Raw genomic sequence first — 1,532 nt, 5'->3', positions numbered from 1 at the left:
CACAGGGCCGTGTCAACGCCATATCCTGCCCGCAGGGCCTGCCGGGGGATGCGTCAACCTGTGTCGCGGCCACCGATCCGCGTGGCGCGGGGCTGGCGCTGGGGCCGCGCTAGGGCGTTACGTGCGCGAAGTGGTGAACGGGCATTGTAAATGATCCTGTTTTGTTCCATATTGACCAGCATGACGCATCGCCTTGGTAATCCGGCGGCGCAGGGCAGGGTGCCCGTTCTCGGTTTCATCTTCTCAAGCACCAGGTAGGCAGGCAATGGCACAGGCTCCGGGTATGGATAAAAGCAAGGCCCTGGAAGGGGCGTTGAGCCAGATCGAGCGCGCGTTCGGCAAGGGTTCGATCATGCGCATGGGCGAGCGCCCCACGCAGGAGGTGGCGGTGATCTCCTCCGGCTCGCTCGGGCTGGATATCGCGCTGGGTATCGGTGGCCTGCCGCGTGGCCGCATTGTCGAGATCTATGGCCCGGAAAGCTCGGGCAAGACCACGCTCGCGCTGCACGCCATTGCCGAGGCCCAGCGCAAGGGCGGCACCTGTGCTTCATCGACGCCGAGCACGCCCTTGACCCCGGCTATGCCCGCAAGCTGGGCGTGGATGTTGACAACCTGCTGATCAGCCAGCCCGACGCCGGTGAACAGGCGCTTGAAATTGCCGACACGCTGGTCCGCTCCGGCGCGATTGACGTGCTGGTGGTCGATAGCGTGGCCGCCCTCGTGCCGCGCGCGGAGCTGGAAGGCGACATGGGCGACAGCCATGTGGGCCTGCATGCCCGGCTCATGAGCCAGGCGCTGCGCAAGCTGACCGGTTCGGTCTCGCGCTCCAACACCATGATGATCTTCCTCAACCAGATCCGCCTCAAGATCGGCGTGATGTTCGGCAGCCCGGAAACGACCACGGGTGGCAACGCGCTGAAGTTCTATGCTTCCGTGCGCATGGATATTCGCCGTATCGGCTCGATCAAGGACAAGGACGAGGTCACGGGGAACCAGACGCGTGTGAAGGTGGTCAAGAACAAGATGGCCCCCCCCTTCCGGCAGGTCGAATTCGACATCATGTATGGCGAAGGCATCAGCAAGGTGGGGGAACTGATCGACCTTGGCGTCAAGGCGGGCATTGTCGAGAAATCCGGCGCATGGTTTTCATGCGATAGCCAGCGTATCGGGCAGGGGCGCGAGAACGCCAAGCAGTACCTGCGCGATCACCCGGAAATGGCCGCCGAGATCGAACGCCGCGTGCGTGAGCAGGCAGGCGTCGTGGCCGAAGCCATGCTGGTCGATGATACGGGCGAGGACAGCGGCGAGCACTGATCGCCCTTGGCCTTGGCCGTTGTGGCAGGCTATCGTCTTCCCCGCGCGCCATATCCGTTTTTTGGGCGCGCGGGATATGAAGCGGGGGTAAAGCTGTTGAAATGAGACCGCGTCTTGCAATGATCGGATTGCTGGTCTGTCTTGCATCCTGTAGCGGGGGGCATGACGACAATAATGATCCGGTCGATGTGGATGAGGCCCCGCCCCCTGCTGGCGCC

At 63.4% G+C, this 1,532-nt stretch carries 1 pseudogene; it reads left to right on the top strand.

Annotated features, from left to right (window positions below):
• The first annotated feature begins 283 nt into the window (after positions 1-283).
• Positions 284-1,314 (top strand): annotated as a pseudogene (gene recA, locus JCM25156_RS25465) (recombinase RecA).
• The last annotated feature ends 218 nt before the right edge of the window (positions 1,315-1,532 follow it).

The sequence above is a fragment of the Komagataeibacter kakiaceti JCM 25156 genome, from assembly GCF_000613305.1.
The sequence above is the reverse complement of the archived record's forward strand: the minus strand, read 5'-3'. Positions and strand labels throughout refer to the sequence as shown.